17 protein-coding genes are annotated in these 16,807 nt (G+C 66.0%); 11 read left to right on the top strand and 6 right to left on the bottom strand.

The genetic code is table 11. The annotated features are described in order from the left end of the window. The 7 genes from NDB2M1_RS22870 to NDB2M1_RS09565 all read left to right on the top strand — a co-directional run. Positions 1-225, top strand: a 225-nt coding sequence (locus tag NDB2M1_RS22870) for a hypothetical protein (RefSeq protein WP_216233987.1), incomplete at its 5' end; no start/stop codon positions are given. Between the two features lie 139 nt (positions 226-364). Next, on the top strand, positions 365-1,429 hold the full coding sequence (locus NDB2M1_RS09590; protein WP_083554761.1) for a glycosyltransferase family 2 protein: 1,065 nt from the start codon (positions 365-367) through the stop codon (positions 1,427-1,429). A gap of 2 nt (positions 1,430-1,431) precedes the next feature. After that, entirely contained in the window at positions 1,432-2,955 is a 1,524-nt protein-coding gene (locus NDB2M1_RS09585) for a lipopolysaccharide biosynthesis protein (RefSeq protein ID WP_083554759.1), read from the top strand. A gap of 56 nt (positions 2,956-3,011) precedes the next feature. Then, positions 3,012-3,938 carry a retroviral-like aspartic protease family protein gene (locus NDB2M1_RS09580; protein ID WP_072381654.1) on the top strand — a complete coding sequence of 309 codons (927 nt, stop codon included), beginning with the start codon at positions 3,012-3,014 and terminating at the stop codon, positions 3,936-3,938. A 189-nt stretch (positions 3,939-4,127) separates the two neighbouring features. Continuing rightward, entirely contained in the window at positions 4,128-5,966 is a 1,839-nt protein-coding gene (locus tag NDB2M1_RS09575) for an ABCB family ABC transporter ATP-binding protein/permease (protein ID WP_072381652.1), read from the top strand. A 20-nt stretch (positions 5,967-5,986) separates the two neighbouring features. Continuing rightward, positions 5,987-6,547 carry a hypothetical protein gene (locus NDB2M1_RS09570; RefSeq protein WP_072381650.1) on the top strand — a complete coding sequence of 187 codons (561 nt, stop codon included), beginning with the start codon at positions 5,987-5,989 and terminating at the stop codon, positions 6,545-6,547. Next, positions 6,544-7,251, top strand: a complete 708-nt coding sequence (locus NDB2M1_RS09565) for a hypothetical protein (RefSeq protein WP_072381648.1) — start codon at positions 6,544-6,546, stop codon at positions 7,249-7,251. The genes NDB2M1_RS09570 and NDB2M1_RS09565 overlap by 4 nt, the downstream gene beginning before the upstream one ends. A gap of 73 nt (positions 7,252-7,324) precedes the next feature. Here NDB2M1_RS09565 and NDB2M1_RS09560 read toward each other — a convergent pair whose 3' ends face one another. Continuing rightward, positions 7,325-7,525, bottom strand: coding sequence for a DUF1737 domain-containing protein (locus NDB2M1_RS09560; RefSeq protein WP_054121679.1), 201 nt, complete (start codon positions 7,523-7,525; stop codon positions 7,325-7,327). Between the two features lie 92 nt (positions 7,526-7,617). On the opposite strand from NDB2M1_RS09560, the gene NDB2M1_RS09555 reads away from it, so the two are divergent. Further along, positions 7,618-9,027 (top strand): peptide MFS transporter, encoded by a 1,410-nt coding sequence (locus NDB2M1_RS09555; RefSeq protein WP_072381646.1) that lies wholly within the window; start codon positions 7,618-7,620, stop codon positions 9,025-9,027. Positions 9,028-9,115: 88 nt separating this feature from the next. Here NDB2M1_RS09555 and hslU read toward each other — a convergent pair whose 3' ends face one another. From hslU to NDB2M1_RS09540, 3 genes are all read right to left on the bottom strand, one after another. After that, positions 9,116-10,417 carry an ATP-dependent protease ATPase subunit HslU gene (gene hslU, locus NDB2M1_RS09550; RefSeq protein ID WP_072381644.1) on the bottom strand — a complete coding sequence of 434 codons (1,302 nt, stop codon included), beginning with the start codon at positions 10,415-10,417 and terminating at the stop codon, positions 9,116-9,118. A 94-nt stretch (positions 10,418-10,511) separates the two neighbouring features. After that, positions 10,512-11,069, bottom strand: coding sequence for an ATP-dependent protease subunit HslV (gene hslV, locus NDB2M1_RS09545; RefSeq protein WP_054120645.1), 558 nt, complete (start codon positions 11,067-11,069; stop codon positions 10,512-10,514). Positions 11,070-11,113: 44 nt separating this feature from the next. Further along, positions 11,114-11,617 (bottom strand): outer membrane protein assembly factor BamE, encoded by a 504-nt coding sequence (locus tag NDB2M1_RS09540; protein WP_054120644.1) that lies wholly within the window; start codon positions 11,615-11,617, stop codon positions 11,114-11,116. Between the two features lie 182 nt (positions 11,618-11,799). Here NDB2M1_RS09540 and NDB2M1_RS09535 point away from each other — a divergent pair, with 182 nt between their 5' ends. The 3 genes from NDB2M1_RS09535 to NDB2M1_RS09525 are packed head-to-tail and all read left to right on the top strand — an operon-like array spanning position 11,800 to position 14,301. After that, complete coding sequence (locus NDB2M1_RS09535) at positions 11,800-12,315, top strand: ubiquinol-cytochrome C chaperone family protein (RefSeq protein WP_054120653.1); 516 nt, start codon at positions 11,800-11,802, stop codon at positions 12,313-12,315. Further along, positions 12,312-12,833, top strand: coding sequence for a YceD family protein (locus NDB2M1_RS09530; RefSeq protein ID WP_054120643.1), 522 nt, complete (start codon positions 12,312-12,314; stop codon positions 12,831-12,833). The genes NDB2M1_RS09535 and NDB2M1_RS09530 overlap by 4 nt, the downstream gene beginning before the upstream one ends. Positions 12,834-12,837: 4 nt before the next feature. Continuing rightward, entirely contained in the window at positions 12,838-14,301 is a 1,464-nt protein-coding gene (locus tag NDB2M1_RS09525; protein ID WP_072381642.1) for an MATE family efflux transporter, read from the top strand. Here the strand turns inward: NDB2M1_RS09525 and NDB2M1_RS09520 are convergent. Together NDB2M1_RS09520 and NDB2M1_RS09515 are read right to left on the bottom strand one after the other, a co-directional pair. Beyond that, positions 14,298-14,537 carry a hypothetical protein gene (locus tag NDB2M1_RS09520; protein ID WP_054120642.1) on the bottom strand — a complete coding sequence of 80 codons (240 nt, stop codon included), beginning with the start codon at positions 14,535-14,537 and terminating at the stop codon, positions 14,298-14,300. The two genes, NDB2M1_RS09525 and NDB2M1_RS09520, sit on opposite strands and share 4 nt — an antisense overlap. 535 nt (positions 14,538-15,072) lie before the next feature. Further along, complete coding sequence (locus tag NDB2M1_RS09515; protein WP_072381640.1) at positions 15,073-16,806, bottom strand: ATP-binding protein; 1,734 nt, start codon at positions 16,804-16,806, stop codon at positions 15,073-15,075. Position 16,807 lies beyond the last annotated feature (1 nt).

Genomic DNA, 16,807 nt, shown 5'->3' with positions numbered 1-16,807 from the left:
TCAAAGAACCACCAGACAGAATTTGGCGGACAACCAACGTTCCCCGATTTTCGCTACCGGGGGACCTGGTGTCCGACTATGCTGGCGACCAGCAAAAATGGAAGCGATGCCGCCGTCCCTGCCGGTGAATGGGCATATATGGAGGGGGTTCCGGCCCGTCAACGGGATTTTGCATTTTTTCTGAAACAACTCCCAAATCGCCCGGAAACCGGGAGCTTTGGCTGATCCATCAGCGGGTCCCAAATCGACTTCTCCGCCGCTCCCCTGCCAGAATCACCCCACAAGGCCAGATTCGCGCAGATTTGCCGTCCGACTCGGTTTCGTAAGCGAAACCTTAAGCGCCTCAGGTTAGTCCGGATCGGAGATGACCTGCGACTCTTCCCACGTGCCCCCTCCTGCGCCAGCGGCAGGAACGGCGAGCGCCGCTCCCGCGCGCCCGCAGGAACATGCGCGCGTTGCCGTGATCGTGCCCGCGTATGGTGTCGCCCATCTCCTTGGCGAGGCACTCACCTCGCTGCAGCGCCAGACCTTCACGCAGTGGGAGTGCGTCGTCATCGATGATGGCGCGCCCGACGATGTCGCTGGTGCCGTCGCGCCCTTCCTGTCCGATCCGCGCATCCGTTTCCTCGCCACGGCGAACCATGGCGTCTCTGCCGCGCGGAACACCGCCATTGCCGCTTCCTCGGCGCCGCTGGTGGCGCTGCTCGATGGCGATGATCTTTTCCGGCCCGGCTACCTCGCCACTGTCGTGCCGATTCTCGAAACCGATCCATCGGTACGGCTCGTCACCTGCAATGCGCTGATCTTCGGCGCGGTCACCCGTCTGCGCACTTGCGTCGACCGACCCCAGCCGAGGAACGGAACCCTTGCGCAGATTCTCGACCGCTCGTTCAACGTCTACATCGGCACCACCTTCCGCCGCGCAGACTTCGATGCAATCGGCGGCTTCGACACCCGCATGGCCCAATCGGAGGATTTTGACTTCTGGGTGCGCCTGATGATGCTGGGCGGGAGAGCGCGTCACATCGACGCCGTGCTCGGCGAATATCGCGTCCGCCACGGCAGTGCTTCGGCTAACGGCGGCCGCATGCTGCTCGGGAATCTCCGCACGTACGAGAAGGCGCGCAAAGCCCTTCCACCCGGCGCACCCGAGATTCCGCTGCTCGACAAGCTTCTTGCCGATACCCGCGCTGCGCTCGATTTCGAGCATGCGATCGATGCCATTGTCGATGGCGATACTCAGCGCGGGCTTGCGTCTCTGCGCAGCGCACGCGGACAGGTTGGTGGCTTCCTGTGGGGGGCGTCCTTCTCGCTTTGGCTGCTCTTCCCCTCGCTTGCACGGCCGATGCTGACTTGGCGTCGCCGCGCGCATACCCGGGGCTCAACCGATCCGGCACTCTATCCCAGCTTTCTCGAGACCGAGGGTTGAGCATGACCCGCACCGAGCGCCTCGTTGCCGAGCTCACCGAACACCCCCCGGTCATGTCGGTACGCACGGCCGCTGCCTGGGCGCTTGTCTCGCAATATGCTTCCTTCGCGCTCCAGTTTGCCACCAGCATCGTGCTGGCGCGCTGGTTCATCACCCCGGCACAACTCGGGCTGTTTTCGGTCGCCTTCGCGGCAGTCACGCTGGTCGCTTTCCTGCAGGACTTTGGCGTCACCCGCTACATCAATGGCGAGCGGGATCTGACGGCAGGCAAGATCTACACCGCCTTCACCATCTCGGTCGCTTTCGCCTGGGGCATCGCGCTCCTTGCCATCCTCGCCTCCGGTGCCATCGCCTCCTTCTATCGCGATCCTGCGATGCGACCGGTCGCGCTGGTGATCGCCTGCTCCTATCTGCTGGTGCCGCTTGCGATCGTCCCGCAAGCCACCTGCCAGCGGCGCATGGACTACAAGTCGAACACGATGATCGAAGTCGGCTCGGCCTTCGCCAATGCCGTCGTTGCCATTGCCCTCGCGATCTTCGGCTATGGCGCGCTGGCTCTCGCCTGGGGCGCATTCGCGCAGCAGGCCGCGCGCCTTCTCGTCAGCCAGTGGCGCGCAGGGCTGTTGCTGCCCTGGCCGCTGCGCATCGAGGGCGCCGCGCCGCTGTTCAGGCTGGGCGGTACCAACAGCGCGCAGGCGATGTGCAATTCGATCACCGCCCGCGCGCCTGAGCTCGTAATAGGCCGCTTGATCGACAACATCGCCGTCGGCCTGTTTGCGCGTGCCTCGGGCCTTGCCGGGCAACTTCGCATGCTGGTGGCCGGCGCCGTATCCGGCGTATTCTACCCCGCGTTCCGCCGCGTGCGTGACAGCGGCGACCCGCTCGGCCCGCCCTATCTGCGCGTGGTCGGCGCCTATACCGGCATCACCTGGCCGGCGATGGCCGGGATCGCGGTCCTTGCCGAGCCGATCATCCATCTTCTCTATGGGGAGCGCTGGATCGCCGCGGCGCCGCTGCTCAGCTGGGTCGCGCTGTCGCAGCTCTGCTATGTTGCCGTGCCGCTTAACGGCGATCTGCCCGTGCTGCTGGACCGGATGCGCAGCCTCGTCCGCCGAAATGTGCTTGAGACTGCAGCATCGGTGCTGCTGCTGGCCATCGCTGCGCCGTTCGGCCTTATCTGGGTGGCCATCTCGCGCTTTGCCCACGGCCTTGTGTTCATTGCGATCTATGCCCCGTTCATGCGGCAGATGCTGGGCTTCCGCTGGCGCGAACTGGCCGTGATCTACTTGCGCAGCGTCGTCGTTACCGTCGCCGCGGTCGCGCCGGTTCTGGCCGGCTATCACTTCTGGTCTCCGCCGTCTGACGCCGGGGCACTGCAGATGCTCGTCACTTCGGGCGCGGGCGCACTGCTCTGGTTCGTCATACTCCGCCTGATCGGCCACTCGCTGTTCGACGAGATCACCGGCCTGCTCGGCGAACTCTTCGGCTCCTTGCGTTCGCGCCGAGTTGAACCCGCAAGGCCCTGAATTCCATAGGCAGTCTCCGCAGAAAGGCGTATGCTCTGCGGTAGGAGAAGGACGCCATGGGTCTGCTCGCATTCGTATCAACCGGCGCGCTGGCGCTGGCCACGCCCGCACCGCTGCCTCCGGCCCAGACCGGACCCGGCACAGTCGACATCGTCAAGGCCGACATCGACCGGCACGACCGCATGACCGTGCCCGTCCGCATCGGCCATAGCGGCGGCCAGGCCGGCCCTTACGATTTCCTCGTCGATACCGGCGCCGAGCGCACCGTGCTTTCGCGCGATATCGCCACGCGGCTGCAGTTGCCGATGTCGGGCAAGGGCCTTCTCATCGGCATTGCCGGAACGCAGAGCGTCGATCTGGTCGAAGTCGACGAGATCAACCTTGGCCGCCGCAGCTTCTACGGCCTCACCGCACCGCTATTGGACGGCTATAACATCGGTGCCGACGGCATCATCGGACTCGACAGCCTGCAAGACCAGCGCGTCCTCCTAGATTTCGACAAGAAGCGCATGGCCATCGGCGATGCCGTGCAACTGGGGGGCAGCCGCGGGTTCGAGATCGTGGTCCAGGCCCGCCGCCGCTCTGGCCAGCTGATCATGACCAACGCGGTGATCGACGGTGTGCGCACCGATATCGTGATCGACACCGGCTCCGATACCTCGATCGGCAACCGCGCGCTGCAGAAAGCGCTCGCGCGCCGACACAAGGGGGAGACTACGCAGCTCCAGTCCGTCACCGGTCAGACCATCATGGCCGACCTTGCCATGGCGAAGACGCTCAAGCTCGGCACGATGACGATGAGCAATTCCGTGCTTGTATTCGCGGACACTCCCGCCTTCGAAAAGCTCGAGATGGTCAAGCGCCCGGCAATGTTCATGGGCATGAACCAGTTGAAGCTCTTCCACCGCGTCGCCATCGATTTCTCGACCAAGCGGATCCTGTTCGACCTGCCCGACAGCGCGGAGATTCCGTTCCGGTTCTGAGGCGCGTTCGTTGTTCAGCTGCCCCCATCCCCACCCCGCTCATGCTGAGCTTGTCGAAGCATCACACGCGGCGGTGGGGCCAGCACCCTTCGACAAGCTCAGGGTGAGCGAGGTTTGGATCAGGGAGTAACTGGCGGTCAAAGCCCATTCCCACTGGCGAAACCCGCCAAAGCCCCTATCTGGGGATGCATGCCGCCTGATACCGCAACCAACAGTGCCGATGCCCGCCACGATGGCTGGGGCACGCTTCGCCGCTTCCTGCCCTATCTCTGGCCCCGCGATAACCCGGCGCTGCGGCGGCGGATCATCGGCGCCACGCTGCTGATCCTCGCGGCGAAAGCCACCACGCTCGCCCTCCCCTATGCCTATAAGAAGGCCATCGATGCGATGAGCCTGCCGGGCACCGCACCCGGTTCCACCAGCGGCGCCTATGCCGTCGCGCTCGCCTTCGTGCTGGCCTACGCCCTTGGTCGTTTCAGCGGCGTCGCCTTCGACAACATGCGCAACATCGTGTTCGAACGCGTCGGGCAGGATGCCACCCGCGCGCTCGCCGAAGACGTGTTCAGCCGCCTCCACAAGCTCTCGCTGCGCTTCCACCTCGCCCGCCGCACCGGCGAAGTCACCAAGGTGATCGAGCGCGGCACCAAGAGCATCGACGTGATGCTCTATTTCCTCCTCTTCAACATCGCCCCCACGGTGATCGAGCTCGTCGCCGTCGCGGTGATCTTCTACATCAGCTTCGGCTGGCCGCTGGTGATTGCGACCGCCTTTGCCGTCGTTCTCTACGGCTGGGCAACGCGCACCATCACCGAATGGCGCAACGCCCTGCGCGAGAAGATGAACCGGCTCGACGGGCAGGCCATGGCCCGCGCGGTCGATTCGCTGCTCAACTACGAGACCGTGAAGTACTTCGCCGCCGAAGCGCGGGAGGAAGCCCGCTATGCGCAGGCCACCCGCGCCTATGCCGATGCTGCGGTGAAGAGCGAGAACTCATTGGGCCTGCTCAACATCGCGCAGGCGCTGATCGTGAACCTGCTCATGGCGGGCGCGATGGCGTACACTGTGTGGGGCTGGTCGCAGGGCCGCCTCACCGTCGGCGACGTCGTCTTCGTCAACACCTACCTCACCCAGCTGTTCCGCCCGCTCGACATGCTCGGCATGGTCTACCGCACGATCCGCCAGGGCCTGATCGACATGGCCGCGATGTTCCGCCTGATGGACGAGCCGCAGGAAGTCGCCGACGCCCCCGGCGCCCCAGCCCTGCTCATCCGCCAGCCCGCCGTCGTGTTCGACAATGTCGTGTTCGGCTACGAGCCGGACCGCACGATCCTCCACGGCCTCAGCCTCGAGATCCCGGCAGGCAGCAAGGTCGCCATCGTCGGCCCCTCCGGCGCCGGCAAGTCCACCATCGCGCGCCTCCTCTTCCGCTTCTACGATCCACAGGCGGGCCGCATCCTGATCGACGGGCAGGACGTTGCCCAAGTGACGCAAGTCAGCTTGCGCGCTGCGCTCGGCATCGTCCCACAGGATTCGGTGCTGTTCAACGACACCATCGGCTACAACATCGCCTATGGCCGCGACGGCGCCACCCTCGCCGATGTCGAAGCCGCCGCCCGCGCCGCCGCGCTGATGCCGCTGATCGAGCGCCTGCCCAAGGGCTTTGACACCGAAGTCGGCGAACGCGGCCTCAAGCTTTCCGGCGGCGAGAAGCAGCGCGTCGCCATCGCCCGCACGCTGGTCAAGAACCCGCCCATCGTCCTCTTCGACGAAGCCACCAGCGCGCTCGATACCCGCACCGAGCAGGACATCCTCTCGACCATGCGCGGCCTTGCCGAGCAGCGCACAACGATCTCGATCGCGCACCGCCTCTCGACCATCGCCGATTCCGACCGCATCTTCGTGCTCGATCAGGGCCGCCTCGTCGAAAGCGGGGGCCACCTCGAACTCCTCAAACGCGACGGCCTCTACGCCGAAATGTGGAACCGGCAGGCCGCCGAGCAGGCTGACCTCAGCGAAGCGGCGGAATAACCCTGAAAGGATAGCGAGCCATGGCCATCAAGCAGGTTGCAGTGCCCGATGGCCGTGCGCGGATCATCCACACCGGCCTGACCGAGGAAATCGTCATCCCGGCCCGCCGCAACTGGTTCGCACTCAGCTTCCTGCCCATCTGGCTGGCGCTGTGGTCCCTTGGCGGCATCGTGGCTGTCTATGCGCTGTTCACCGAGTTCCAGCTGTTCCTTCTCGTCTGGCTCTGCGGCTGGGCGCTGGGCTGGCTCTATGCCGCCTCGACCATCGCCTGGCAGCTGTTCGGCGAGGAGACCATCCGCGTCGAAGCAGGCAAGCTCATCCATTCCTGCCGCGCGCCATTGTGGAACCGCGAACTGGCCTACGACGTCGCCCAGATCCGCGGCCTTTCGCCCGATCGCGGGCCATCCTTCTTCGAAGGCGCACAGTTCCAGACTCCGCTGCTCACCTATGGCCGCATCGGCGTCATCAAGTTCCACTACGGCGCGAAGACGATCCACATGGCATCCTCGCTCGACGAAGCCGAAGGGCGCCAGCTGGTCGATTGGCTAGCCGCGCGCCTGCCACTCTCAGCCGGGCAATGAAGCGGCTCGTCCCCCTTGCCATGCTGGCGGCGGGGCCACTTGCACAGGCGCAGTCGGCGGTGAATGCGCCGGTGGCAGCCGTTCCCGCGCCCCCCGCCGGACCTTGCGCCGAGACCGGCGGCCTTCTCCCCGGCACTGGCCTCTGCCGCGCCGATGCGCTTGCCCGGCTGCCACGCGGCCCGTGGACGCCCCCGCAAGGCTGCGATGTCACTGCGCAGGAGGCCCAACTCACCGGAGGCCGCTGGCTCCTCTACGTCGCACAGCGCTGCGGCGAGAAGACCGCCCGCCTCGCCGTCACCCCGCAACAAGGCGGCGCGCTCGTCCTGCGCTACGCCGACACCGCCCGGAACACCGAAGTCATCGGCCGCAAGGCGCTCACCATTGTCGACGGGCCCCCATCCGCGCCGCATCTCGGCGTCTATACGCTTGTGATGACCGGCCTGCCGAAAGAACAGGTCCAGCGCTGCGCCCTACGCAACCCGCGCGGCGACGGCTATCCTGCCGACGCTTTCGTATTCGATCTCGCGACTGCTGATGCGAGCCGGTCCGCCGCGCTCGACCAGCCCTGCGGCCCCTATAGCCGCTCCGCCTGGCCCGATACCTACTGGCGCCTGTTCGGCGGCATCGGCGTCTATTACCAGTCCGCCGGCGACCGGCCCGAGTTCGATCCTGCAAGCCTCACGGTCTACAAACCGGGCAGCTGACCAGCCTCCCCGCACCCACGTCGTCATTCCCGCGCAGGCGGGAAGCCAGAGCGGCCAAACGCCGCCCAAACCCTCACTTCACCACGTCCGCCTCGTGCCACACCACGGCCTGCGCCGCCTTCATGCAGCCGCCTTCCTCGTCCCACGTGATCGTGGGCGAACCATAGAGCCGCCAGCCCTGCATCAGCGCTTCGGACACGCGCTCGCAAAAGGCGCGGTCGTCCTTGCCGGTGAGGAGGCGGTAGATCGGGCGGTCTTCGGGGGTCGTGTACATGCCCGTACCATAGGGCAAACAACCGGCCTGCGCACCGTCCAACCTTGCATTCCCCGCCACATCGGGCACGTTCCGCCGCGCGGAGGGCAGCGATGGACGGCACAGCGGCAGCAGGAACCCCTGAAAAGACGGATCTTTTCGGCCAGCCCAAGGGCCTGTGGATCCTCTCCGGCACCGAATTCTGGGACCGCATCTCGTTCCACGGCATGGTCGCCATGCTCGTGCTCTACATGACCGGCGACTTGCTGCTGCACCCGGACCGCGTCGCCACGATCATCGGCTTTGCGCCCTACCGCGCCGCGCTCGAAGCCCTGTCCGGCACGCTCAGTCCGCAGGCGCTCGCGCTGCAAACCTTCGGCTACTACTACGCCTGCGTCACCGGCCTGCCGCTCGTCGGCGGCTGGATGGGCGACCGCGTGATCGGGCGCAAGCTCGCGGTCGGCGGCGGCGCGGCGATGATGACGGCGGGCCACTTCGCCCTCGCCTTCGACCGCACCTTCCTCATCGCGCTCGTCCTCCTGATGTGCGGCGCAGGGCTCCTGCGCGGCAATCTCTCCGCGCAGATCAAGTCGCTCTACGCCGATGGCGACCCGCGCGAAGTCAACGCTTTCCAGTACTACTACCTCGGCATCAACTTCGGCGCGGCCGCCGCGCCGATCCTCAGCGGCAGCGTTGCCGCGATCTGGGGCTGGCATGCAGGCTTCGCCGTCGCGGGTTTCGGCATGCTGATTGGCCTCGCGCTATACCTCGCCGGCCAGCGCTGGCTCCCCGCCGAACGGCAGCGCGCCCGCCAGCCATCCGGCAAGCGCCCGCCGCTCACCCCCGGCGAGCGCCGCCGCGTGCTTGGCCTCCTGCTCATCTGGCCAATGGTCGTCGGCTACTGGACCGCGCAGGCGCAGATCTGGAATGTCTACAACATCTGGCTGCGCGACACGGTGAACCTGAACGTCGGCGGCTTCGAGGTCCCCGTCCCGTGGTTCCAGTCGCTCGACGGCCTCGCGCCGGGCCTGTTCATCCCGCTCGTGCTGTGGATCTGGAGCCTCCAGGCCAAACGCGGACGCGAACCCGATGTGCTCACCAAGCTCGCCATCGGCAGCGTGATCTTCGGCCTCAGCGTCGGCCTGCTCGCCGCCGGACCGCTGCTCGCCAATGCGCAGGGCCGCGCCCCGATCGCGCTGCCGCTGCTCTTCCACGTCACCTCGAACTTCGGCGCGATGTACTATGCCCCGGTCGTCCTCGGCCTCTACGGCACCCGCGCCCCGCAGAGCCTGCGCGGCACGCTCGTCGGCGTGAACTACATGGCCGTTGCTGCCGGCAGCGTGCTCAGCGGGTGGATGGGCGGCCTCTACGAATCGATGGGCCCCGCCCCCTTCTGGCTCCTCAACGCCGCGATCTGCACCGGCGCCGGCCTCGGCATCGCGCTCGGCGCGCCGCTGCTGAACCGGCTGCTGGCGCAGGATGAAGACAAGGCCGCAAGCCTCCCCCAAACCCGCTCATGCTGAGCTTGTCGAAGCATCATGCACAACCGCCGCGCCAACACCCTTCGACAGGCTCAGGGTGAGCGGGTTTGAGCTGGGTTTGGTGTTTAGCCTAAAGAATATACTTCGAAAGGTCCGCGTTCCCCGCCAGCCCCGCCAGCCGCTCGCCCACATAGGCCGCATCAACCGTCACAGTGGTCCCGCGCCGGTCCTCGGCCTCGAAGCTCACTTCCTCGAGCAGCTTCTCCATCACCGTCTGCAGCCGCCGCGCGCCGATGTTCTCGACCGTCTCGTTCACTTGCGCCGCCGTCTTCGCCACCGCGCGGATCGCGTCCTCGGTGAACTCCACCGCCACCTGCTCGGTCGCCAGCAGCGCGCGGTACTGCTCGACAAGGTTGGCCCGCGTCGAAGAGAGGATATGCACGAAGTCATCCTCACTCAGCGCTGCCAGTTCGACCCGGATCGGCAGACGCCCCTGCAATTCGGGCAGCATGTCGCTGGGCTTGGCGACATGGAACGCGCCCGAGGCGATGAACAGCACATGGTCGGTCTTCATCGGCCCGTACTTCGTCGCCACCGTCGTGCCCTCGATCAGCGGCAACAGGTCGCGCTGCACGCCCTCGCGGCTGACGGACCCGCCGCGCACGTCGCTCACCGCGATCTTGTCGATCTCGTCGATGAACACGATGCCGTTGGTCTCCGCATTCACCAGCGCCGCGCGTGCGACGTCGTCCTGGTCCATCCGCTTCTCGGCCTCTTCGTCGACCAGCTTGTCCCACGCGTCCGCCACGCGCAGCTTGCGGCGCTTGAGCGGCTTCTGGCCGAACGCCTTGCCCATCATCTCGGACAAGTTGATCATGCCGATCCCGCCCTGCATCCCGGGAATCTCCATGGACCGCGCGGGCGTATCCTCCACCTCGACCTCGACTTCGACGTCGTTCATCGAGCCTTCGGTGATGCGCTGGCGGAAGCTCTCCCGCGTCGCCTCGCTCGCGCCATCACCGACCAGCGCCTTGAGCAGCCGGTCCATCGCCGCCTTGCTCGCCGCCTCGCGCACCGCCTCGCGCCGCCGGTCCTTCTCCAGCCGCACCGCTTCCTCGACGAGATCGCGCGCGATCTGCTCCACATCGCGGCCGACATAGCCGACCTCGGTGAACTTGGTCGCCTCCACCTTCACGAACGGTGCGTCCGCCAGCTTGGCCAGCCGCCGGCTGATCTCGGTCTTGCCGCAGCCCGTCGGCCCGATCATCAGGATGTTCTTGGGGCTCACCTCGTCGCGCAGTTCGGCGGGCAGGCGCTGCCGCCGCCAGCGATTGCGCAGGGCAACAGCGACCGCCTTCTTCGCATCATGCTGGCCGACAATATGCGCATCGAGCGCGGCAACAATGGCTTTGGGAGTCAGGGTTTCGTTCATTTCAATTTCCAATGGGCCGTTCGTGTCGAGCGAAGTCGAGACACCTGACGCAGCGCATGGTGTCTCGACTTCGCTCGACACGAACGGAGAAGGTTCAAATCTCTTCCAGCGTCACGCGATCATTGGTGAAGACGCACACCTCGGCCGCCACCTGCATGGCCCGCCGCGCGATCTTCTCCGCATCGTCCTCGTAAGGATCGAGCGCTCGCGCCGCCGCCAGCGCAAAGTTGCCGCCCGAACCGATCGCCGCGATCCCGCCTTCGGGTTCCAGCACGTCGCCATTGCCGGTCAGGATCAGCATCGTCTCCGCATCCGCGACGATCATCAGTGCTTCGAGGTTGCGCAAGTACTTGTCGGTCCGCCAGTCCTTGGCGAGTTCGACCGCCGCGCGCATCAGTTGCCCGCGATGCTGCTCCAGCTTGCGCTCCAGCCGCTCGAACAGCGTGAAGGCATCCGCCGTCGCGCCCGCAAAGCCGGCAATAACCTTGCCTTCCCCGATGCGCCGCACCTTGCGCGCATTGGGCTTCATCACGGTGTTGCCCATGGAAACCTGCCCGTCACCGGCAATGACGGTGCGGCCGTTCTTCTTGACGCCGATGATCGTGGTGCCGTGCCACTGCACGAGCCCGTGGGCTGAATGTTGGTCGTTCATGCCACCGATATGGGTGGCACAAACCGCGGTTCAAGCCGAGGCGATCAGCTGCCGTTCGGACCCGAACCCGTCGGCCCGGTCCGGCCCGTCGCGCCCGGCGTCGCACCGACCGAACCGATATTGCCGAACAGATCCTCGAAGAAGCTGCGGTTGCGGCCCAGCGTCGGCGTCTTGTGCCCGTCGGGGTTGAGCGAGACGACCTTCTCCATCCCGCGCCGCTCGACGCTGGCGACATTGCCCTTCTCGTCGAAGCTCACCATCAGCACGTTTTCGGCCTTCGCCTGCGGACGCTTGAACGGACGCTGGCGGGTGTCGATCGAGACGTAATACCAGATCTGCTTGCCGAACTCGCTCTTGAAGGTCGGCTGGCCCAGCGCACGCTCGACCGAGGTGCGGTTATCGATGCCCGGCTGCACCGAACCCGTCAGCGCGGGGTCGATCAGATAGCCGCGGTGGTCCTTGATGCTGGCGCAGCCGCCGGACATCAGCGCCAGCACGCCCAGCGCCGTCACCGCCCGCAGCCTCTTCATCCGACCATACTCACGCATCTGTCACTCCGCAGTCATCGCCATGCTGGCACCGTGCCCATCGGGACGTTTGCCAATCGGCCCGCGCACCCTATATCGCCGCTTATCGCCACGTGCCTTACGGTGCACGGCGCGTTACTGCAATGGCGCTCAGCCAGTTCCCGGCCCTGAACCGCGCCGCCAGCCAAGAAGGACGCCATCCCATGTCATTCCTCGCCCGGTTGTTCGGAGCCCGTCAGGATGATCGCGATACCGTGCGCGAACTCTGGCACCGCACCGTCGCCATCGCGCGCGAGAAGGAATGGTACCGCGATTGCGGCGTCGCCGATACGCTTGCCGGACGGTTCGACATGATCACGCTCGTCCTGAGCATCGTCATGCTGCGCATGGAGCACGAGGAAGCGCTGATCGCGCCCAGCGCGCGCCTGACCGAACTGTTCGTCGAGGATATGGACGGCCAGTTGCGCGAACAGGGCGTCGGCGATGTCGTCGTCGGCAAGCATATCGGCAAGCTCATGGGCACGCTCGGCGGCCGTCTTGGCGCCTACCGCGAAGGCCTGGCTGGCGGTGAAGTCGCCATGGCCGACGCCGTCCGCCGCAATGTCACGCTCACCTCGGGCACCGATCCGCTGCTGGTTGCCCAGCGCGCCCGCGCCTTTGCCGCCGGCCTCGCGCTCGTGCCCGGCTTCCGCGTGCTGGCGGGAGAAATCGGGCGATGAGCGGGCCCGCGCCCGAATACAGCTACCCGGTCGATTTGCGCCAGATCACCGATGTGCCGCTCAAGCTCGTGCCGGATGAAGCCGCCCGCCGCCGCCTCGCCGGCCGCTTCGGGATCACCGCCATTCCCGCGATGGAGGCCACGGTACAGCTCGTACGCGAGGGCGAGCGGGTGACCGCCACCGGCCGCCTCGTTGCCGATGTCATCCAGGCCTGCCGCGTCTCGGCTGAGGACTTCCCCGTTCATATCGACGAACCCGTCCACCTGCGCTTCGTGCCGCCGATGGGCGAGATCACGCCGGACGAGGAAATCGAGCTCACCGCCGATGATTGCGATGAGATCGAATACGAAGGCACCGCCTTCGATCTCGGCGAAGCGCTGGCGCAGACCCTCGCGCTCGCTATCGATCCCTTCGCCGAGGGCCCGAACGCCGATGCCTTCCGTGCCGAACACGGACTAACCGGTGAAACCCCCAGCGGCCCCTTCGCCGCCCTCGCCGCGCTCAAGAAACAGGACTGACTCGATGCGCGAAGACGGACCCCAACGCGGCCCCGGCCAAGGTCACCGCGACCTCACCAAGGGTCCGATTCTCTCGACTCTGCTCGTCTTCTCTGCGCCCACACTTGCCTCGAACATCCTTCAGGCGCTCAACGGTTCGGTCAATTCGGTCTGGGTCGGCCGCCTGCTCGGCGATTCCGCGCTCGCCGCCACGGCCAACGCCAATGTCGTTATGTTCCTCGTTTTTGCTGCGGTGTTCGGCTTCGGCATGGCCGCCACGGTCAAGGTCGGACAGGCCTTCGGTGCCGGGCAGGTCGATGCCGCGCGCCGCACGTTCGGCACTGCGATCGGCCTTTGCCTTGGCCTGAGCCTCGTTCTCGCCCCGCTGGGCTGGGTGCTGACCCCGGCGCTGCTCCACGCGATGCGCACGCCGCCCGAAATCTTCGACTACGCGCTCACCTACTTGCGGCTGATCTTCGTCGCGATGCCTGCCTCCACCATCACCGTGATCGTCGGCATGGGTCTGCGCGGTGCGGGCGATGCGCAGACCTCGCTACGTTTCATGATCGTCTCGGTCGTGCTCGATATCGCGCTCAACCCGCTGCTGATCGCGGGGTTTGGCCCCGTCCCCCCACTCGGCATCGCTGGCTCCGCGCTCGCCACGGCCATCGCGTCCTACGCCGCCGCGCTCGGCCTCATCGTCTTCGTCTATGCGCGCAATCTGCCGCTGCGCCTGCGGGGACGGGAACTCGCCTACCTCATCCCTCACCCGGCGGAGCTGCGCTACATCCTCGTCAAGGGCCTGCCGATGGGCGCACAGATGCTCATGATCTCGGCTGCAGGAATCATCATGATCGGCCTCGTCAACCACGAAGGCGCGGTGATCAGCGCAGCCTACGGCGCCTCGCTCCAGGTCTGGACCTATCTCCAGATGCCCGCGATGGCGATTTCCGCCGCGCTCAGCGCCATGGCCGCACAGACCATCGGCGCCGGGCTCGGCAGCCGCCTTGGCAAGATCACCCGCGCCGGCCTCATCCTCAACATCTCGATCACCGGCACGCTCACCCTGCTCCTGCTCGGCTTCGATCGCCCGGTGCTGTCGCTGTTCCTCGGCCCCGCCAGCCCTGCGGTTGACGCTGCCCGCCACATCCAGTTCCTCGCAAGCTGGAGCTACGTGCTGTTCGGCATGACGATCGTCCTGTTCGGCACGATGCGCGCCGGCGGCGTGGTGATCGCTCCGATCATCGTGCTCGCGATCGCGATGTACCCGGTGCGCATCGGCTTTTACTTCGCTGCCTATCCGGCACTGGGCCCCGATGCGCTCTGGCTCTCCTTCCCGGTCGGCTCGGCCGCAGCGACAATCATGGCCACCATCGCCTACCGCCGCCCCGGCTGGCGCCAGAAGGCCCGCGCGGTCGATCAGGACGAATGCGCCGAGGAATCACAGGCGGACGGCGATTGCTCGGGCCGGATGGCACCGGCGCTCTAGTCGCTTCCATTACGCCAGCGCCAGCCGCCCTTCGTCCGCGTTGCGCAGACCCAAAGCAGGGCCGCGGTGGCCACCATGATCAGGCAGAAGCCGATGAACGGTGCCAGCAGCGGCGGCAGCACGATCACGCCGACCAGATAGGAGATGAAAACCGTCCAGCCTTCCCACGAAATCGGCAATCCCGATCCATAGCCATAGCGCTTGGGCGCGAACCACGGTTTGCGGGCCTGTGCCATTTGTGTCGATCTCCTTACGCTGCGGCTCCATTTACCAGCATTCAGGTGCTGCGACGAGAGACTGCTGCTCCACAAATGGGGAACTGGCGGCAGCGCAGCCGATGGCGGAGGGGTATCGGCTGCCGCAAAACAACTTTCCTACACACCGCCAATGCGCGCATGATCGCCGCGCTCTTTGAACCGTGGTTCCATCAAAGGTCGCATCCGGCCTGCCCCTCCCAAGCCCGGGAGGCAGGCGCGGTGTGTCCGTCCAGTCCATAACAGACACGCACGTCAGTTATTCCGGCGGCGTGTTCGACGCGATTCTGGCAAATATGTCGTGAAATCAGTGCGGTGCGGACTGAACTTCCCGGCCCGGCCCATTTACTCTGGACAGTGTCAACCGTGTCAACCTCGGCGGATCAAAGCTGCCGTCCCGCCCCCACTCCTCGTCATTGCGAGAAGCGCAGCGACGAAGCAATCCAGAGCGGCTGCGCACACCCGCTCCGGATTGCTTCATTACGTCCACAATGACGAAGGGTAAGAGAAAGTCGACTTACCGCGATTGCGCGCGCCAGCGCTGCACGGTCCGTTCGACCGCCATTTCCTCGCCGCCCGTCTTGCCCCACAGCTCGGAGAACGAGGGGTCGGCCGAGGCCGGGCGCAGGTCATTGTGCAGCTCGTCGAACGACACACGGATCGGGATCGAAACGCCTTCGCCGCAGATGATGCATTCGCGGTTGCGCAGCGCCGGGATCGAATCGAGGAAGCCGCGCGCGCCTTCGGGCATCGCCGCCTTCACGAACGCCTGGTCGCGCTCGTTGTTGAGGCGCATCGCGATGATCGTGCCGCACTGGCTCAGCACGCCTTCGGCAAGGTCGGAAGGACGCTGCGTGATGAGGCCCAGCGAAACGCCGTACTTGCGCCCTTCCTTGGCGATGCGGGAAAGGATGCGGCCGACCGAGGAACCGTTGGAGTTCTTCTCCGCCGGCACGTAGCGGTGCGCTTCCTCGCAGACCAGCAGGATGGGGCGGGTTTCCTCGTCGCGCGACCAGATCGCGTAGTCGAACACGAGGCGCGAGAGCACCGCGACCACGGTGGAGGTGATCTCCGACGGCACGCCCGAGACGTCGATGATCGAGATGGGCTTGCCGTGCGAGGGCAGGCGGAATACGCGGCCGATGAATTCAGCCATCGTGTCGCCAACCAGCATGCCGGAGAACATGAACTGATAGCGCGGATCGCCGCGCAGTTCCTCGATCTTGGTCTTGATCCGCTGATAGGGAACCGAGGTGTGGCCCTTGTCGAGCTTGCCCATCTCGTTGTTGAGAATGTTGAGCAGGTCCGAAAGCAGGTACGGGATCGGCGAATCGACGGTGATCTTGCCGATCTGCTCGGCGAGCCGGTTGCGGTGCCGCGCCTGCAGCAGGCACTTGGCGAGGATGTCCGAATCGATCTGCCGGTCGGTACCCATCGAGGTGAGGAACACTTCGCAGTGCTCCTCGAAGTTCATCAGCCAGTACGGCATGTTGAGATTGGTGACGTCGAGCAGCTGGCCGTGATTGCGGAAGGCCTGCATGTATTCGCCATGCGGGTCGATCATCACGATATGACCCTCGGGCGCCAGCTCGCAGATGCGGTGGAGGATGAGCGCGGCGCTGGTCGATTTGCCGGTACCGGTCGAACCCAGCAGCGCGAAGTGCTTGCCCAGCAGCGCGTCGACATAGAGCCCGGCGCGGATATCACGGGTCGGAAACACGGTGCCGATGGTCACGTTGGTGCGCCCGTCGCTGGCGTAGATCTGGCGAAGGTCGGTGCTGGTGGCGGGATAGATCGGCGAGCCGGGGACCGGATAGCGCGTCACACCGCGGCGGAAACCGTAGATCTTGCCGGTCAGGCGTTCCTCGTCGCCTTCGCCGAGGAAGTCGACAGCTGCGATGATCACGCCGTCATGCCCGGCGGTCATGTCCTGCCGCTGCGTGCGCACGCTGGCGAGCAGCCAGCCGGTACCGACGCGGATCTTGAGCTGGCTGCCGACTTGGCCGGCCAGCGAGATCGACGGATCGCCGTCCGCCATGCATTCCTCGAGGCGTGTGAGATCGAGCGCGATCGAGCTGCCTGCACCCGACACATCGAGCACATAGCCGATGGGGCGGCGGGCATTGTCCGCTGCGGTGCGCGGCGCACCGCGCGCGTCATTGCTGACTGCCGGACGCGCACCATTGGCCGCAAGGTCGGCGGGACTGGCCCTGCCGGCGCTTTCCAGGCCGTTGATGCTCATATCGCTCATT

It is taken from the genome of Novosphingobium sp. NDB2Meth1 (genome assembly GCF_900117425.1).
Lineage (GTDB): Bacteria > Pseudomonadota > Alphaproteobacteria > Sphingomonadales > Sphingomonadaceae > Novosphingobium.
This window is presented reverse-complemented; position numbering and strand designations above follow the sequence as displayed.

Bases quoted from the DNA above. Each gene is read 5' to 3' on its own strand.
- NDB2M1_RS09590 (WP_083554761.1), top strand. From the start codon at position 365: ATGACCTGCGACTCTTCCCACGTGCCCCCTCCTGCGCCAGCGGCAGGA.
- NDB2M1_RS09585 (WP_083554759.1), top strand. From the start codon at position 1,432: ATGACCCGCACCGAGCGCCTCGTTGCCGAGCTCACCGAACACCCCCCG.
- NDB2M1_RS09580 (WP_072381654.1), top strand. From the start codon at position 3,012: ATGGGTCTGCTCGCATTCGTATCAACCGGCGCGCTGGCGCTGGCCACG.
- NDB2M1_RS09575 (WP_072381652.1), top strand. From the start codon at position 4,128: ATGCCGCCTGATACCGCAACCAACAGTGCCGATGCCCGCCACGATGGC.
- NDB2M1_RS09570 (WP_072381650.1), top strand. From the start codon at position 5,987: ATGGCCATCAAGCAGGTTGCAGTGCCCGATGGCCGTGCGCGGATCATC.
- NDB2M1_RS09565 (WP_072381648.1), top strand. From the start codon at position 6,544: ATGAAGCGGCTCGTCCCCCTTGCCATGCTGGCGGCGGGGCCACTTGCA.
- NDB2M1_RS09560 (WP_054121679.1), bottom strand. From the start codon at position 7,525: ATGTACACGACCCCCGAAGACCGCCCGATCTACCGCCTCCTCACCGGC.
- NDB2M1_RS09555 (WP_072381646.1), top strand. From the start codon at position 7,618: ATGGACGGCACAGCGGCAGCAGGAACCCCTGAAAAGACGGATCTTTTC.
- hslU (WP_072381644.1), bottom strand. From the start codon at position 10,417: ATGAACGAAACCCTGACTCCCAAAGCCATTGTTGCCGCGCTCGATGCG.
- hslV (WP_054120645.1), bottom strand. From the start codon at position 11,069: ATGAACGACCAACATTCAGCCCACGGGCTCGTGCAGTGGCACGGCACC.
- NDB2M1_RS09540 (WP_054120644.1), bottom strand. From the start codon at position 11,617: ATGCGTGAGTATGGTCGGATGAAGAGGCTGCGGGCGGTGACGGCGCTG.
- NDB2M1_RS09535 (WP_054120653.1), top strand. From the start codon at position 11,800: ATGTCATTCCTCGCCCGGTTGTTCGGAGCCCGTCAGGATGATCGCGAT.
- NDB2M1_RS09530 (WP_054120643.1), top strand. From the start codon at position 12,312: ATGAGCGGGCCCGCGCCCGAATACAGCTACCCGGTCGATTTGCGCCAG.
- NDB2M1_RS09525 (WP_072381642.1), top strand. From the start codon at position 12,838: ATGCGCGAAGACGGACCCCAACGCGGCCCCGGCCAAGGTCACCGCGAC.
- NDB2M1_RS09520 (WP_054120642.1), bottom strand. From the start codon at position 14,537: ATGGCACAGGCCCGCAAACCGTGGTTCGCGCCCAAGCGCTATGGCTAT.
- NDB2M1_RS09515 (WP_072381640.1), bottom strand. From the start codon at position 16,806: ATGAGCGATATGAGCATCAACGGCCTGGAAAGCGCCGGCAGGGCCAGT.